Origin of the sequence: Anaerotignum propionicum DSM 1682, from assembly GCF_001561955.1 — a bacterium.
GTDB classification, from domain to species: Bacteria; Bacillota; Clostridia; order Lachnospirales; family Anaerotignaceae; genus Chakrabartyella; species Chakrabartyella propionicum.
In genome coordinates, this window is the sequence record NZ_CP014223.1 from 1,037,418 (window position 1) to 1,052,630 (window position 15,213).

Sequence of the window (15,213 nt, forward strand, 5' to 3'; positions counted from 1 at the left end):
GAGGTGATTCTTATGATAGATATGAGAGAAAGTATGACTGCCAAAATGTGCTCCTTTGCCCGTGCGTATCACTCAAACCATGCTAGACAAAAAATATTTGATGACTATCTTGCTTACGACATGATGGGGAAGGAAGAATATGAAGAGGTCGGCATGATTTTGCAAAATACATTTGGCATTACCCAATCCCCGTTGCAAACAGATTTTTCGGGGAAACTGACCTATCCCTTGATTGACCATTATTTAACCCCGATTTTGCTTTCACGTATTGCCTATGCAGAAACTGAGCTTATGAATTTTGCCAACAAGCATGGTAAAAGCCAATATGTAATTTGTGGGGCTGGAATGGATACCTTTGCTTTCCGCAATCCAAATACAGATATTCGCATTTTTGAATTGGATCATCCCGACACACAGCGTTATAAAATGGAGAAAATTCAGAAGCTTGAATGGACTATCCCCCAGAATGTGCAGTATGTGCCGATTGATTTTTCAAAGCATGATTTAGTGGAAACCTTGAAAGACGCAGGATTTGACCCATTAGTACCCACGTATTTTGCAATCTTGGGCGTGACCTATTATTTGACTTTGCCTGTGTTTGAGGAAACCATTCAAAAAATTGCCGCTTTATCAATCCCGGGAAATAAAATTGTGTTTGATTATCCTGATGAAACTACGTTTGGAGAAAATCCTGTGGAGCGGGTTTATCGTCTGACACAAGCGACGGAAAGCTTAGGTGAGCAAATGAAGCAAGGGCTTGAGTTTGCCGATGTAAAGGCGGCTTTAGGTCGGCATCATTTTTCTGTGGAAGCCCACTTAAATCCTGAGAGAATTCAGAATGCTTATTTTGCAAACAGAACGGACGGACAGAAGGCGTTTGAAAATATTCATTTGATTTTGGCAAATAAAGAGGAGGGGACAGTATGAAAAGAATTGCAAGCTTTGAGGTGAATCATGATATTCTGCACGAAGGAATGTACGTTTCTAGAATTGATGGTGATATTGTTACCTATGACATCCGTATGAAAAAACCAAACGACGGTGATTATTTGGCAAATGGAGCCATACATACCTTTGAGCATTTATTTGCTACTTTTGCCAGAAACAGCGAGTTTTCTGAAAATGTTATTTATGTAGGGCCTATGGGATGCCGAACAGGATTTTATCTTCTCCTTCGAGATAAGGTAAGCCATGAAGATGCTCTTGCGCTGGTGAAAGATGCATTTGAATTTATCGCAAATTTTGAAGGAGAGATTCCGGGGAGTCAACCTTGTGAATGCGGAAATTATCTGGAACATGATTTGCAATCGGCAAAAGACAATGCAAAGGAGATACTTTCTGTTTTAGAGCATTGGTCAGAGGAGAAAATGGTGTATAAAATAGAATAATTTTATTGGTTACTTCACAATAAGGTGAATATATGTCGTTATGAAAATAACACTTTTTAAAATAAGGAGGTCGCAAATATGGCGCATTATGAGAAATTTGAATCAGCCCTTATCCATGGTGGAGTTTACGGTGATAAATTTACTGGGGCAGTAAACGTTCCCATCTATCAAACATCCACCTTTGAGCAGGAGGGATTAGGACAGCACAAAGGCTGGGAATATGCCCGTACAGGCAATCCCACCAGACATGCAGTGGAAACATTGATTGCTGAGCTTGAACAGGGAAAAGCGGGGTTTGCCTTTTCTTCGGGTATGGCCTCAATTACCGCAGTTTTAAGCCTGTTTCAGTCAGGTGACCGTATCATTATTTCAAAGAACGTATATGGTGGCACTTTTCGTGTTTTAGATAAAATATTTCGAAATTTTGGCATTTCATATGCTTTTGAAGATACCACCGATTTAAATAGCCTGAAAGAAAGACTGACCGAAGATGTAAAGGCGATTCTGATAGAAAGCCCTGCAAATCCCCTTTTAACGGTGACGGACATTGCAGGAATTGCAACAATTGCCAAAGAAAAAGGGATATTAACCATTGTGGATAATACGTTTATGACACCTTACCTTCAAAGACCCCTGGAGCTTGGAGCGGACATTGTTGTACATAGCGCTACAAAATATCTGGGTGGACATAGTGACCTTATTGCAGGGTTGGTGGTTGTAAATACAGAAGAACTGGCGGAACGCCTTGGGTTTATACAAAATGCCACGGGGGGCATTCTGGCGCCATTTGATTCTTTTCTGCTGGTTCGTGGAATAAAGACGCTAGGTGTTCGTATGGATCGACATGTAGAAAACGCATTTAACGTAGCAAAATATTTGCGAAATCATGAAGGGGTAAAGAAGGTATACTACCCAGGTTTTGCAGATGCCCAAGGGTATGAAATCAATCAAAAGCAAGCAAAAAATGGCGGAGCTATGATTTCTTTTGAACTTAAAGAAAAGTACAATATAAATAAGTTTTTTTCTTCATTGAGATTAATTGCCCTCGCAGAAAGCCTAGGAGGTGTGGAAAGCCTTGTATGCCATCCTTCTACCATGACCCATGCCTCCATCCCTGAAGAAAAGAGGCAGGAAATCGGTATCAGCGATGCATTAATCCGATTATCCATCGGCATAGAAGGAATTGAAGACCTTATCTTGGATTTAGAACAGGCAATTGCAGAAAGTGAGGGATAATTATGGCTTATTATGAATCTATGCAAGATTTAATTGGTAACACCCCCCTTGTGAAGTTGAATCATTTAGATTTACCCAAAGGGGTACAGCTTTTTGCCAAATTAGAGCTGTATAACCCCTCAGGCAGTGTGAAGGACAGAACGGGAAAATATATGCTGGCAGATGCAGAGGAACGAGGTGTTTTAAAACAAGGGGAAACCATTGTTGAAGCAACGGCAGGGAATACTGGTTTGGGAATTGCTTTTGCGGCACTAAATAGTGGGTATAAAGTGATATTTGTTGTGCCCACCAAGTTTTCTGCTGAGAAGCAAACCCTTATGCGTGCCCTAGGGGCAGAAATCGTCAGTACACCAAGGGAAGAGGGAATGCTGGGTGCGGCGAAAAAGGCGGAGGAGCTTCGTGCATCCATCCCCAATGCCATTTCCTTAGAACAGTTTAAAAACCAGAGTAACCCCTTAGCGCATTACGAAACTACAGGACCTGAAATCTATCGGGATTTAAATGGAGAAGTGAATTATTTTGTTGCAGGTGCAGGAAGTGGCGGGACATATACAGGTGCTCTGCGTTATTTGAAAGAGATGGATGATGAGGTAATTGGTGTACTTGCCGACCCTGTTGGATCTACCATGGGTGGTGGAGAACATGGGGATTACGATATAGAGGGTATTGGAAATGATTTTATTGCAGAAACCATGGATATGACCTTGGTGAGTCGGGTTATAAAGATAACTGATGATGAGGCATTCGCGGGAGCAAGGATTTTAGCGGCGAAGGAAGGAATTTTTGCAGGGTCTTCCTCAGGTGCAGCCCTTAGCGCCGCCTTAAAATTGATTGCGTCGGGAGTACAGGGCAATATCGTAGTCGTATTGCCAGATCGAGGAGATCGTTACTTTAGTAAAAATCTTTATGTATAATTATACTTATATGCAGAGGGCTAACATATATAGGTTTTTCCTCTGCATTTTGATTCTTTTATTGAAAAATCTAAAGATTGGCATTAGAATATAAAAAATCTAATCATCATTTGAAAAGGAGGAATTTTATGACGTTGCAACAATTGCATTATGCGATTACCATATCGGAAACGGGTTCGCTAAACAAAGCGGCAGAGCTACTATATATAGCCCAGCCATCTTTGACAAATGCCCTAAAGGAATTGGAAAAGGAATTAGGAATTGTAATCTTTCATCGCAGCGGGAGGGGTGTATCGCTGACTAATGATGGCGTGGAGTTTCTTTTGTATGCACGGCAAGTCTATAATCAGTATGAAAATTTATTGGAAAAGTACGGGAAAACAGGAAATTTAAAAAAGAAATTCGGAATCTCAACCCAGCATTATTCCTTTGTCGTGCAAGCCTTTATTGAAATGGTGAAATGCTTTAATACGGCAGAATATGAATTTGCCATTCGTGAGACAAGAACCATGGAGGTCATTGAGGATGTGGATACCTTGAAAAGTGAGATAGGTATTCTTTATTTGTGTGATTTTAACCGTAAGATTATGTTAAAGCTGTTGAAGTCTCATAATCTAGAATTTCATAAGCTCATAGAATGTAGTGCCTATGTTTATTTGTGGAGGGGGCATCCTTTGGCAAACAGCAAGTCCATCCAGCTTTCTCAGCTTGAAAATTACCCATGTCTTTCTTTTGAACAGGGGGATAACAGCTCCTTTTTTTTCGCAGAGGAATTACTCAGTACCAATGAGTATGCACGAACCATCAAGGCAAATGACCGTGCCACTATGCTAAATTTGATGATTGGACTCAATGGATACACTTTGTGTTCCGGTATCATTAGTGATGAATTGAATGGAACAGATTTTGTGGCAGTTCCTTTTGAGGCTGATCATGACAATCCAAACAGCGTTATGGAAATTGGATATATCGTGAAAAAAAATATGCTTCTTAGCGAAATGGGGAAGCTTTATCTGCAGATTATTCAGAATGAATTAAAGCAATATGAAGTCAAAAAGTAATAATCATAGTATAGGTGTTACACTATATTCAGTGTATGTATTTATAATTAAAGCCATATAGGTTTAATCTATAACCTATTATACCTATAGGATATTAGACAAATGGGTATACCCATGGTATTGTATTAAAAAACATTGAGGGGAGAGGTAGTTATGAGAACAGATTTTACAAGATTGGAAAACATGCATATGTGTATGCGAATGTTGCGGACCAAGGATCATTGTGTCAGCCGATGTTGTATGCAAAAAGTGTAGAATTGTACGCAGTTTGTGAAAATATCCCTCGCAATGTATTCTTGGAAGCCGAAAAATAGAGGCTTCTTTTTTATTTCAAAAATTAGGAATTTATACATAGAAAGGATGTTCATTTATGACAAAAAAAATTATTTCAATATGCTTATCCATTTTGTTGATTTTATCTATCGGTGGTTGTGCAAAGCAAAAAGAGGAAGCACCAGCTGGGGCTGACAATGGCTCTCCTACAACACTTAAAGTAGGTTTTTGCCCGGGCCCTTACGGTGATATGTGGAAAACCGCAATTGCGCCTCAATTGGAGACGAAAGGTTATAAATTTGAGTACATAGAGTTCAGTGATTATGTTCAGCCAAACAATGCCTTGGCAAACAAAGAAATTGATGTGAATTTGTTTCAGCATTCCATCTATCTGAAAAACTTCTCCACAGAGCATAAGCTGGATTTAAGTCCTGTAACGGAAGTTCCCACAGCGGGCATGGGTATTTGGTCAAATACCACCAAGAGCTTAAAAGAGGTGGCCGACGGTGCAACGGTAACCATACCCAATGATGAAACAAATCAGGCTCGTGGTCTTCGTGTTTTAGAGGCGGCAGGGCTCATAACGTTAAAGGCGGAAACTGACAAAGCAAAGGCAATCCCTGAGGACATTGACAAAAATCCTCATAACTTAAAAATTGTGCCTACGGAAGCGGCTCAACTTCCCCGTACCCTTGATAGTGCGAACCTAGCTGTTATCAACGGAAACTTTGCCATCAGTGCAGGTCTTGATTTTTCTGCCGCATTATTCAATGAAACATTGGCCGAAGGATATGTTAATGTGATTGCTGTGAGAACAGAAGACCTTAGTGCTCAATTTGTTGCAGATATCAAAGATGCGGCTACAAATGACACTTTTAAGTCTATTATTGAGGATCCCAAGGGAATTTTCTATACATTCCAAAAGCCAGTGGGTTGGTAAGCATGGATTGGAAACAGAGAAATGTGAGGTTTCGGTTTAGTCGGCACCCACGATGGAACACAAAATCAAAAAATATGTGTGCTTTTAAGTAAACACATTCAATGGGCTTATTTATCATTCAGTTTTGTTAAGGGCGCTTCATATTTATCACATCTGGTTTCTCTGTAATTCAAAAGTATTGGGGAATACAAAAGGTTTTTGGTTTGTTTCAATAGCAGTGCAGGCTTTTATCACTTTTGTTTGATTATAGTTCTATTTGCTCATTGCTCTATGTTGGATTTGTTTAGGCAAAGGCAAAGGAACACGGTTTGGCGTTTCTTAATTTTTAGTTATAATTTTAAAATGTTTTGAGAACTACTTTGAAAAAGATTGGGGGATGGCTATGATTCAATTTAAAAATGTGAGTGTAAGCTTTCCACAAAAAAATGGAGAATTGCATGCAGTAAATGATGTAACCCTTCATATTGGGAAAGGGAAAATATACGGTCTGGTGGGAGCAAGTGGGGCAGGAAAAAGCACACTGCTTCGCACAATTAATTTTCTGGAACAACCTACTTCGGGAGAGGTGATTGTAGATGGAGAAGTGATTAATCACCTCCGAGGGGAATCTCTCAGGCGTTATCGTCAAAACATTGGTATTATTTTTCAGCACTTTAATTTGGCGGCGAACAAGACCGTTCGCAAAAATGTGGAGTTCCCGCTACGGGCGGCAAATGTACCGAAGGGGGAAATAAAAGGACGTGTAGATGAACTGTTGGAGCTGGTGGGGCTTAGGGATAAAAGCGAAGAATACCCTGCAAAGCTTAGCGGCGGTCAAAAACAGCGAGTTGGAATTGCTCGAGCATTAGCAAACAATGCAAATATATTGCTTTGCGATGAGGCCACCAGTGCCCTTGACCCTGAAACTACAGTTTCGATTTTAAAGCTTTTAGAGAGTATCAATCAAAAATATGGCATCACCATTATCATGATTACCCATGAAATTGATGTGGTTAAAATGATCTGTAATGAAATGGCAGTGATGAAAGATGGCAGTGTGGTAGAAAGTGGAAAGGTGATTGATATTATTTCAAAACCGAAAAATGAGTTTACAAAAAAACTGATTTCCAACTCAGAGAATTATGAGTTGCCTTCTGAAATCATTACTCAGTTTGGTGAGAAAAATATTATCAAGATTACATATTTGGGCAGTGAGGCCACGGAGCCAATCCTCTCAAATGCAATTAAAACCAACAATGTGGATATCAGCATTTTGCACGGAAAAATCGATTATATCAGTCATGTTCCTGTGGGCACTTTAATTGTGAGCGTTCAAGGTGACAAAAGGGATGTGGAAAATGCCATTGATTATATCAGAAGAAAAACCCTAAGAGTGGAGGTGGGTGCAAATGAATTTTAATCTGCAAGGTGCCCTTACTACGGCACTATTGGAAAGCTTATTTATGGTAGGGAATTCCTTGATTGTATCCATTCTTCTGGGTGGCGTGATTGGATTACTTTTATATGTGACTACCTCAAAGCTTTTCTTTCGGAACAAAATAGTAAACGAAATCTGCGGAATCATTGTTAATATTCTTCGTTCAATTCCTTTTATTATTTTGTTGGTTACATTAATGCCCATTACAAAGATGATTGTGGGTACTAATATAGGCCCCAAGGCAGTGGTAGTTCCATTAACCGTTACCGCAATTGCATTTTACGCAAGGCTGTCACAAGCCGCTTTTGCGGAGGTGGATAACGGTGTTTTGGAGGCAGCCAGTGCCTGTGGCGCCCATCCCATAAAAATTATTTTTGGTATTCTTCTTCCTGAGGCTCGAGTGGGTCTAATAAATGGAATTACCGTAACAACCATCTCTCTCATTGGTTATTCTGCAATGGCAGGAACTGTTGGTGGTGGCGGAATTGGGGATCTGGCAGTTCGATATGGGTATCAAAGATATGAAACGGATGTGATGCTCCTTTGTGTACTGATTTTGGTCATCATTGTCCAGGGGATTCAGCTTTTTGGTGATACCATAGCAAAAAAAGCAAATAAAAGAAGTGGTGGCTAAAACAAATGAAAGTGGAGGTATGAATGATGATAAATATTCGATGGCATGGAAGGGGAGGACAGGGTGCGTTTACTGCCGCAAGGCTTTTGGGTGTGGCTTACTCCTCCCATGAAAATCAATATGCCCTGGCATTTCCTTCTTTTGGACCTGAAAGAAGAGGTGCGCCAATACAGGCTTTTACAAAATTAGATACAAAGCCTGTGGTAAACAGAAGTGAGGTTAATAAAGCAGATTATATTATTTTTCTGGATGACACCCTTTTTACCGAGGGCATTCTGAAGGAGCTTAATGCGGATGGAAAAGTATTGCTGAATACAAAGCAAAGCATTAACGACCCACGAATTCTGACAATAGATGCAGACAGCATTGCCGGTGAAATTTTGAGACAGCCGATTACCAATACCATTATGCTAGGTGCCTTTGCTGAAGTGTTTGAGGGGATAGGTCTTCAGGACATCAAAGAGGCAATTCAGCTACATATGCCTGCAAAGTTGCATGATAGAAATATTCGGGCAGTGCAACAGGCGGCGGTAGAAATACATAGGGAGGTGGTTCTATGAAGCCCTATCTGAGAGATAAAGTTCCTACTGCACTTTCAGATATCCCTGATAACACCGCATATGAAGCGGGTTTTCTGGTTACAAAAAATGCAGGTTGGCGTAATATTCGGCCTGTGGTTGATTTGGAGAAATGCGTTGGATGCTTACAGTGTTATTTATACTGTCCCGACGGTGTGATTTCTAGGGAAGGAAATAAAGTTACGTTAGATTATGATTTTTGCAAAGGTTGCGGCATCTGTAAAAAGATGTGCCGTTTCGGGGCAATCAACATGGAGGTGGAAAAATAATGGCTAAACAATTTTTATCGGGTAACGAGGCATTTGCCTATGGCATTCGTCTGGCTCGCCCACAGGTTATTTCCGCATATCCCATTACGCCCCAAACCATTGTGGTGGAAAAATTATCAGAGATGGTGGAGGACAACAGCTTACGAGCAGAATTTATTCATGTGGAATCAGAACATTCCGCACTTTCTTGTGCCATTGGGGCTTCGGCGGTGGGGGCACGTGCCTTTACGGCTACTTCTTCCCAAGGACTATTATACATGGCGGAGTGTCTAACCTATGCCGCCGGCGGACGGTTTCCTATTGTTATGATGAATGCTAACCGCTCCACAGCATTACCTTGGAATATCTACGGAGACCAAAGGGATTCCCTTTCCCTTCTAGATTGCGGTTGGATTCAGGCATATGCAGAAAATGCTCAGGAAAGCTTGGATTTGGCATTGATGAGCTATTACATTGCGGAACATAAGGCAGTTTCTACTCCTTTTATGGCAAATTTAGACGGATTTGTATTAACCCACACTTATGAGGTGGTGGAGGTTCCTGAGGCTGAGGAAGCAGATTTATTTCTGCAACCATATAAAACAGAAAATAAATTGGATTTATCCAATCCCAGAAATTTGGCTTTTTCTGTAGGCCCAGACCATAATACAGCGTTCAAATATAAAGAGCATTTGGGAATTTTACGAGCAAAAGACGCAATTTCAGAAGCAGAAGATAAATTTTCAAAGATTTTTGGTAGAGAATACACGGGTTTGATAGAGACCTATCAGACAGAGGATGCGGAGTATATCATTATCACATTGGGAAGTATCGCAGGCTTAGTAAGAGAAACTGTGGATCAGCTTCGTGAAAAGGGGGAAAAGGTAGGGCTGTTGCGGATACGCTATATGCGCCCATTTCCCAATGAGGAAATTGCTACTGCTGTTAAGAATGCAAAAGCAATTGGGGTTTTAGAAAAGGATATTTCCTTTGGAAATGAAGGCACGGTATTTACTAACGTTAATTCTGCATTACAAAAAGCCGGATTATCAGTTCCTTCTTCCAATTTTATTGGAGGGCTTGGAGGAAGAAATATTTCAGCCCAAGAGATTGAAGATATTTTTGATGCATTACGATTGGAAAAGAGCACTATAAGCTTTTTAGGAATGGGAGGTAACCAACCATGAGCTTAACTGCAAAAACGTTAAATGAGGAAGAGTTTTTTTACGGACATAAAGCATGTGCCGGCTGCGGAGGAAGCTTAGCGGTTCGTATTGCGTTAAAGGTTTTGGGAGAGGGCGCCATTGCGGTGCTTCCTGCGGGCTGTATGTCTGCCGTAGGTTTTAATTTTCCCCAACTTTGCTTTGGGAACAACGCAATGATTTCAACCTTCGCAGGAACAGCTTCTATGCTGACGGGGGTTGAGGCAGGCCTGCGTGCGCAAGGAATTACCAATTTTCATGCGGTGGGATTTGCCGGAGACGGCGGCACCGCCGATATCGGAATTCAAGCTCTTTCTGGAGCCATTGATCGCAACGATAATATTTTATATATCTGCTATGACAACGAAGCTTATATGAATACGGGAATACAAAAAAGCTCCTTAACACCCTTTGGCGCAAAAACAACTACTACCCCGGCAGGGAAAAATATTCGGGGGAATCTTCGTCCCAAAAAGAATATGTTTGAAATTGCCGCGGCTCATGGCATTGCTTATGCCGCTACAGCAAGCATTGGTTTTTTGAACGATTTTATGAACAAAGTGGAAAAGGCATCAAAAATCAAAGGTACAAAATACATACATGTCATTGCGCCTTGTCCTACGGGTTGGGGCACTGCTACAGATGAAACCATTGATTTTGCTAAGGAGATTGTGGAGTGCGGATTGTGGTATCTGGCGGAATATGAGAACGAGGAATTTATTTTAAATTATAAACCCACAGAATTTACAGATGTAGAAGCTTATCTTAGAAATCAAAGCCGTTTTGCTCAGCTTACGGATGAAGATATACAAGCAGTAACAGCATCCCGTGATAAAAAATGGGAGTCCATTTTGAAAAATTATAAAGTGAATTAGGAGGAATAAGCCATGAGCGAGAAAAAATATTGGGATGAAGCATTGGAAACATTGCCAAGAGCAGAGCTGGAAAAGCGCCAACTAAAAGACTTAAAGGTAATTGTTCAATTTGCGTATGAAAATGCGCCCTATTATAAAAGAAGTTTTGACGAAGCAGGGGTAAAGCCAGAAGATATTCAGACATTGGCAGATATTCAAAAGCTTCCGTTTATAGATAAAACGACACAGCGAGATACCCAAGGGGTTGGTTCCTTTTTGGGTGAGCTTTGCGCTGTACCAGAGGAGGAGGTTATTTTTATTTCCACTTCTTCGGGTTCTACAGGTGTTCCTACTATGAGTCCTTTTACAAAAAAAGATTTTGATGAATTTCAGGATGCGGAAAGCCGTTGGTTCTGGCAAATCGGCATGAGGCCAAAGGATCGCTATGTTCATGCATTGAATTTTTCCCTCTATGTTGGGGGGCCTGATGTCATTGGTGCTCAGAACCTTGGTGCTCTATGTATATGGGGAGGGACGCTGCCCAGCGAACGGTTGTTATATGTTTTGAAAACCTATCAACCTACCATAATATGGACCAGCCCTTCATATGCATGGCATTTGGGGGAAACAGCAATGAAAAACGGTATCGATCCGAAAAAGGATTTGGCAATTAAAAAAATTATCGTAGCAGGAGAGCTAGGTGGTTCCATTGACTCCACAAGAAAAGCAATTGAAGATTTATGGGGTGCAGAGGTTTTTGACTTCTACGGGCTTTCTGATATTTTCGGTGCGTGTGCCGCAATGTGCGAGGCGAAGGATGGCTTACATATCGCTGAGGATCACATTTTGGTGGAAACGATTGACCTGAAAACAGGAGAAATTTTACCTCCCGGAGAAGTGGGTGAGCTGGTGTATACCACTTTGCGTAAACACGCAAGACCTCTTTTGCGTTTTCGCACAGGTGATATTGGTTGGATAGACAATACACCTTGTTCCTGTGGACGTACCCATGGAAGAATTCATATTAATGGCAGAAAGGACGACATGTTTATCGTTTCTGCGGTAAATGTTTTTCCCAGTGACATTGAGGCTGTTATTCGAGATATAAAAGGCATCACAGGGGAGTATCTTGTGCGCATTTTTGAGAAAGACTATACTTGCAAATATTCCGTGGAGATTGAGCGCAATGCTGACAATGCAGAACCCGATGAAAGAATTGAAGCCTTGGTTTCTGATGCACTGAAGGCAAGAATTGGCGTTAAGCCTTCTGACGTTAAGGTTCATCCTGACGGAGGGTTAAATACCCGCTCGGAGCACAAATCAAAGCGTATTATTGATGAACGTAACTAGGAGAATTTAATTAAAGGAGATGGAACTATGCCGCAACTTTCAAAAAGAACGGAAACCTTTACTGATTCTGTGATTAGAAGAATGACAAGGGTTTCAATGAAATATAATGCTGTAAATTTGTCTCAGGGCTTTCCTGATTTTGATCCTCCAAAGGAAATTCTTGCCCGTTTAGCACAGGTTTCCAATGAGGATTTTCACCAATATTCCATTACATGGGGGGCGCAGAATTTTAGAGAAGCTTTGGCTGTGAAACAGTCACGATTAATGGGGCGAAATATTGATCCAAATGGAGAAATTGTCGTTACCTGCGGCAGTACGGAGGCCATGATGGTTGCCATGATGACCGTGGCAAACCCAGGGGATAAAGTAATCGTGTTTTCGCCTTTTTACGAAAATTATGGTGCAGATACGATTCTTTGTGGCGCAGAGCCTATTTATGTACCTCTATATCCCCCTGAATTTAACTTTAACCCTGATGAATTGGAAGCAGCTTTCAAACAAAAGCCAAAAGCGCTCATTCTTTGCAATCCATCTAACCCTTGTGGTAAGGTGTTCACCTATAATGAGCTAAAAATCATTGCCGATTTTGCGGAGAAGTATGATGCCTTTGTCATTACCGATGAGGTATATGAACATATTATTTACGAACCATTCAAGCATGTTTATTTTGCATCGTTGCCAAGAATGTGGGAGCGCACCATCTCTTGCAGTTCATTATCAAAAACCTATTCTATTACGGGCTGGCGCTTAGGTTATATCATTGCACCCCCTGAGATTATCGATGTGGCAAAAAAGGTACACGATTTTCTAACGGTAGGCGCAGCAGCACCTTTGCAGGAAGCGGCAGTAACTGGATTAAAATTTGGCGATGAATATTATGAAAAGCTTCGAGGGGTCTATACGGCAAAGAAAAACTTGTTTATGAAGGGCTTGGATGATTTAGGTATTATCCATACCAATCCCCAAGGGGCATACTATGTTTTGCTTGATATTTCGGAGTTCGGGTTTGAGAGTGACTTAGAGTTTTGTGAGGTTTTGGCAGAAAAGGTGGGCATTGGGGCGGTTCCCGGCTCCAGCTTTTTTAGAGAGAATGTAAATCATTTGGTGCGTCTGCATTTTGCAAAAAAAGAAGATACATTGAATGAAGCTTTAAATAGATTAGCGGACTTCCGTAAAAAAATTGCACCCAAAAAGCAATTATTAAAATTGTAAGGTCTGAATGTGGCACTTTATTTGTGTTTCACATAGGCATAAAGAAAAGACATGGTTCTTACAGGGAGGAACCATGTCTTTTCTAATGCTAATTTGAAGTTTGTAGAATGAGAAAGCACTTTTATTTTTTACTAAATCATAGCTATAATTCAACACTGATTTTAGATAATATAGTTATCTCCCGGTTGATAAGAAGCCATTAAATCAGCGATGGTAATTCCGTCTAGATATTCGGAAATCAGCTTATCTAACCCTTGCCACATGGAAAGGGTACGGCAATCATGGACACGGGTGCACTGCTCAGATTTTTCATTTAAGCAGGCAACTGGGGCCAGGCTTCCCTCTGTCAAGCGCAGAATACTGCCCACTGTGTAAGCATCAGGGGCTTTACTTAGGCGATAGCCACCGCCTTTTCCTCTTTGACCGATTAAGAATTTTTCACGAACCAAAGATTTTAGAATAATCTCTAAATACTTCTCGGAGATTTCTTGCCTTTCCGCAATTTCCTTTAAAGGAACGTAATCTCCTGGATGTTCTGCTAAGTCTATCATAACGCGTAATGCATATCTTCCTTTTGTTGAAATCATCATAAAAAATCCCTCCAAGCTTAAACCTATTATATAATAGGGTAAATAGGAAAGCAAACAAAATTTTTATAAAAAACTCCTGTTTCCTATTGACAAATTAGAAAAGAAAGCATATTATACCTATAAACCTACTTAGTTTATAGGATAAAAGAAAAAGCGTTGCCTTATCGGTGTAATGAAAATGATATAAGGTGACATGATAATAATAATAAGAGTGATTATGAATGGAGGAATTTATTATGAGTAAAATTTACACTTCTGCAGATCAATTAGTAGGAAAAACACCGTTAATGGAACTGACCCATATCGAAAAGGAATACGCACTGGAAGCAAAAATTCTTGCGAAATTAGAATACTTTAATCCCGCTGGTTCTGTAAAGGATAGAATTGCGAAAAGCATGTTGGACGATGCAGAGCAAAGAGGTATTTTAAAGCCGGATTCAGTAATTATTGAGCCTACCTCAGGAAACACAGGCATTGGTTTGGCGGCAATTGCTGTGGCAAAGGGTTATAGAATTATTATTGTAATGCCTGAAACTATGAGTGTAGAACGTCGTCAATTGATGAAAGCCTATGGAGCAGAGCTGGTTTTGACAGATGGGGCAAAAGGCATGAAGGGTGCCATTGCAAAGGCGGAGGAGTTATCTCAGGAAATCCCCAACAGTTTTGTTCCCGGGCAGTTTGTAAACCCTGCCAATCCAGCTGTTCATGAGGCTACAACAGGCCCCGAGATTTGGGAAGATACCGATGGAAATGTGGACATTTTTGTAGCAGGTGTTGGCACAGGCGGTACAGTCACAGGGGTAGGCTCCTATTTGAAAGGTAAGAATGCAGAGATTAAAGTGGTTGCCGTAGAGCCTGCCGCTTCTCCTGTTTTAAGCAAGGGTACCCCCGGGGTTCACAAAATTCAAGGGATTGGTGCTGGCTTTGTACCTGAAGTTCTGAATACAGAAATATATGATGAAATTATTCCGGTTGAAAACGAGGATGCCTTTGCAACAGGAAAGCAAATTGGTAGATCTGAGGGCGTTTTGGTTGGTATTTCCTCTGGAGCTGCTTTGTGGGCGGCGATTCAACTGGCAAAGCGTCCTGAAAATAAGGGCAAAACCATTGTTGCGTTATTACCTGATACAGGAGAGCGTTACCTTTCCACACCGATGTTTGTGGATTGATTAACAGAAAATGCAAGGCCTTTCTATGGTTTTCGTCCATTGACAAGGTAGAAGTGACGTGCTAATATTACCAATAAACATAGTATGATAATGGTAGCATGCATATAAAGACGGAATGAAAAAATGGATTGAGATTTCATTTTGAGT

16 protein-coding genes are annotated in these 15,213 nt (G+C 40.8%); 15 read left to right on the forward strand and 1 reads right to left on the reverse strand.

The genetic code is table 11. The features are described from left to right. Positions 1–12: 12 nt before the first annotated feature. From CPRO_RS04950 to CPRO_RS05015, 14 genes are all read left to right on the forward strand, one after another. Positions 13–927, forward strand: coding sequence for a class I SAM-dependent methyltransferase (locus tag CPRO_RS04950; protein WP_066048542.1), 915 nt, complete (start codon positions 13–15; stop codon positions 925–927). After that, positions 924–1,388: an S-ribosylhomocysteine lyase gene (locus CPRO_RS04955; protein ID WP_066048545.1), complete on the forward strand. Its 465-nt coding sequence runs from the start codon at positions 924–926 to the stop codon at positions 1,386–1,388. Before CPRO_RS04950 ends, CPRO_RS04955 begins: the two co-directional genes overlap by 4 nt. Positions 1,389–1,466: 78 nt before the next feature. Next, positions 1,467–2,624, forward strand: a complete 1,158-nt coding sequence (locus CPRO_RS04960) for a trans-sulfuration enzyme family protein (RefSeq protein WP_066048549.1) — start codon at positions 1,467–1,469, stop codon at positions 2,622–2,624. Positions 2,625–2,626: 2 nt separating this feature from the next. Next, the gene (locus CPRO_RS04965; RefSeq protein WP_066048552.1) at positions 2,627–3,538 is read left to right on the forward strand and encodes a PLP-dependent cysteine synthase family protein; all 912 of its coding nucleotides are present in this window, start codon (positions 2,627–2,629) and stop codon (positions 3,536–3,538) included. Positions 3,539–3,666: 128 nt separating this feature from the next. Further along, complete coding sequence (locus tag CPRO_RS04970; protein ID WP_066048555.1) at positions 3,667–4,599, forward strand: LysR family transcriptional regulator; 933 nt, start codon at positions 3,667–3,669, stop codon at positions 4,597–4,599. A 370-nt stretch (positions 4,600–4,969) separates the two neighbouring features. Further along, a complete protein-coding gene (locus tag CPRO_RS04975) occupies positions 4,970–5,812 on the forward strand; it encodes a MetQ/NlpA family ABC transporter substrate-binding protein (protein WP_066048558.1) in 843 nt (280 codons plus the stop codon). A gap of 382 nt (positions 5,813–6,194) precedes the next feature. After that, complete coding sequence (locus CPRO_RS04980) at positions 6,195–7,211, forward strand: methionine ABC transporter ATP-binding protein (protein ID WP_066048560.1); 1,017 nt, start codon at positions 6,195–6,197, stop codon at positions 7,209–7,211. Further along, complete coding sequence (locus tag CPRO_RS04985) at positions 7,201–7,863, forward strand: methionine ABC transporter permease (RefSeq protein WP_066048563.1); 663 nt, start codon at positions 7,201–7,203, stop codon at positions 7,861–7,863. The genes CPRO_RS04980 and CPRO_RS04985 overlap by 11 nt, the downstream gene beginning before the upstream one ends. 23 nt (positions 7,864–7,886) lie before the next feature. Continuing rightward, the gene (locus tag CPRO_RS04990) at positions 7,887–8,423 is read left to right on the forward strand and encodes a 2-oxoacid:acceptor oxidoreductase family protein (protein ID WP_236782391.1); all 537 of its coding nucleotides are present in this window, start codon (positions 7,887–7,889) and stop codon (positions 8,421–8,423) included. After that, positions 8,420–8,710 carry a 4Fe-4S binding protein gene (locus CPRO_RS15230; protein ID WP_066048568.1) on the forward strand — a complete coding sequence of 97 codons (291 nt, stop codon included), beginning with the start codon at positions 8,420–8,422 and terminating at the stop codon, positions 8,708–8,710. The genes CPRO_RS04990 and CPRO_RS15230 overlap by 4 nt, the downstream gene beginning before the upstream one ends. Further along, the gene (gene porA / locus CPRO_RS05000) at positions 8,710–9,876 is read left to right on the forward strand and encodes a pyruvate ferredoxin oxidoreductase (protein ID WP_066048571.1); all 1,167 of its coding nucleotides are present in this window, start codon (positions 8,710–8,712) and stop codon (positions 9,874–9,876) included. Before CPRO_RS15230 ends, porA begins: the two co-directional genes overlap by 1 nt. Then, positions 9,873–10,766 (forward strand): thiamine pyrophosphate-dependent enzyme, encoded by an 894-nt coding sequence (locus CPRO_RS05005; protein WP_066048574.1) that lies wholly within the window; start codon positions 9,873–9,875, stop codon positions 10,764–10,766. Before porA ends, CPRO_RS05005 begins: the two co-directional genes overlap by 4 nt. 12 nt (positions 10,767–10,778) lie before the next feature. After that, positions 10,779–12,095, forward strand: a complete 1,317-nt coding sequence (locus tag CPRO_RS05010) for a phenylacetate--CoA ligase family protein (protein ID WP_066048576.1) — start codon at positions 10,779–10,781, stop codon at positions 12,093–12,095. Between the two features lie 27 nt (positions 12,096–12,122). Further along, complete coding sequence (locus CPRO_RS05015) at positions 12,123–13,307, forward strand: pyridoxal phosphate-dependent aminotransferase (protein WP_066048580.1); 1,185 nt, start codon at positions 12,123–12,125, stop codon at positions 13,305–13,307. A 161-nt stretch (positions 13,308–13,468) separates the two neighbouring features. Here the strand turns inward: CPRO_RS05015 and CPRO_RS05020 are convergent, their stop codons facing one another. After that, complete coding sequence (locus tag CPRO_RS05020; protein WP_066048583.1) at positions 13,469–13,897, reverse strand: RrF2 family transcriptional regulator; 429 nt, start codon at positions 13,895–13,897, stop codon at positions 13,469–13,471. 236 nt (positions 13,898–14,133) lie between these two features. Here CPRO_RS05020 and cysK point away from each other — a divergent pair, with 236 nt between their 5' ends. Next, positions 14,134–15,066: a cysteine synthase A gene (gene cysK / locus CPRO_RS05025; RefSeq protein WP_066048585.1), complete on the forward strand. Its 933-nt coding sequence runs from the start codon at positions 14,134–14,136 to the stop codon at positions 15,064–15,066. Positions 15,067–15,213 lie beyond the last annotated feature (147 nt).

Excerpts from the sequence above, each read along its gene's own strand:
- porA (WP_066048571.1), top strand. The coding sequence starts at position 8,710 with ATGGCTAAACAATTTTTATCGGGTAACGAGGCATTTGCCTATGGCATT.
- cysK (WP_066048585.1), top strand. The coding sequence starts at position 14,134 with ATGAGTAAAATTTACACTTCTGCAGATCAATTAGTAGGAAAAACACCG.
- CPRO_RS05010 (WP_066048576.1), top strand. The coding sequence starts at position 10,779 with ATGAGCGAGAAAAAATATTGGGATGAAGCATTGGAAACATTGCCAAGA.
- CPRO_RS04950 (WP_066048542.1), top strand. The coding sequence starts at position 13 with ATGATAGATATGAGAGAAAGTATGACTGCCAAAATGTGCTCCTTTGCC.
- CPRO_RS04960 (WP_066048549.1), top strand. The coding sequence starts at position 1,467 with ATGGCGCATTATGAGAAATTTGAATCAGCCCTTATCCATGGTGGAGTT.
- CPRO_RS04975 (WP_066048558.1), top strand. The coding sequence starts at position 4,970 with ATGACAAAAAAAATTATTTCAATATGCTTATCCATTTTGTTGATTTTA.
- CPRO_RS04955 (WP_066048545.1), top strand. The coding sequence starts at position 924 with ATGAAAAGAATTGCAAGCTTTGAGGTGAATCATGATATTCTGCACGAA.
- CPRO_RS04980 (WP_066048560.1), top strand. The coding sequence starts at position 6,195 with ATGATTCAATTTAAAAATGTGAGTGTAAGCTTTCCACAAAAAAATGGA.
- CPRO_RS05015 (WP_066048580.1), top strand. The coding sequence starts at position 12,123 with ATGCCGCAACTTTCAAAAAGAACGGAAACCTTTACTGATTCTGTGATT.
- CPRO_RS04990 (WP_236782391.1), top strand. The coding sequence starts at position 7,887 with ATGATGATAAATATTCGATGGCATGGAAGGGGAGGACAGGGTGCGTTT.
- CPRO_RS15230 (WP_066048568.1), top strand. The coding sequence starts at position 8,420 with ATGAAGCCCTATCTGAGAGATAAAGTTCCTACTGCACTTTCAGATATC.
- CPRO_RS04970 (WP_066048555.1), top strand. The coding sequence starts at position 3,667 with ATGACGTTGCAACAATTGCATTATGCGATTACCATATCGGAAACGGGT.
- CPRO_RS04965 (WP_066048552.1), top strand. The coding sequence starts at position 2,627 with ATGGCTTATTATGAATCTATGCAAGATTTAATTGGTAACACCCCCCTT.
- CPRO_RS04985 (WP_066048563.1), top strand. The coding sequence starts at position 7,201 with ATGAATTTTAATCTGCAAGGTGCCCTTACTACGGCACTATTGGAAAGC.
- CPRO_RS05005 (WP_066048574.1), top strand. The coding sequence starts at position 9,873 with ATGAGCTTAACTGCAAAAACGTTAAATGAGGAAGAGTTTTTTTACGGA.
- CPRO_RS05020 (WP_066048583.1), bottom strand. The coding sequence starts at position 13,897 with ATGATGATTTCAACAAAAGGAAGATATGCATTACGCGTTATGATAGAC.